This window comes from Pseudoalteromonas sp. RB2-MNA-CIBAN-0110 (assembly GCF_040309305.1).
GTDB lineage: Bacteria > Pseudomonadota > Gammaproteobacteria > Enterobacterales > Alteromonadaceae > Pseudoalteromonas > Pseudoalteromonas arctica.
The window spans coordinates 1-274 of the sequence record NZ_JBEOOQ010000176.1 but is presented as its reverse complement, the minus strand read 5'-3'; the positions used below and the strand labels follow the sequence as shown (position 1 = coordinate 274).

Here is a 274-nt window from a genome sequence, read left to right as displayed (position 1 = left end):
CGATTACGGTAATCCCCAAGGCGAAGCGATTATTACTCAGTCCTTATGGCAGCAATCTCAATTACCCGCCAAACCCATTAGCCTAGCCGTGTCTTATCAAGGTGATATTACTCCACTACAAGACAATATTAGCCAGCAAATCAATCTGTCTTCTGCTTACATGTACAGCCAGCAGCGAATTAAAACTGAAGCGATTAACATATTTAATAAAACATTCTCAATCACTGTAGTGCTTAATAGCTTAACCTTACTGGTAGCTGCCATTGGCTTATTC

At 40.5% G+C, this 274-nt stretch carries 1 pseudogene; it reads left to right on the top strand.

Features of this window, described 5'->3' with window-relative positions:
- A pseudogene (locus tag AAEY68_RS21065) lies at positions 1-274 on the top strand (ABC transporter permease); the annotation flags it as partial.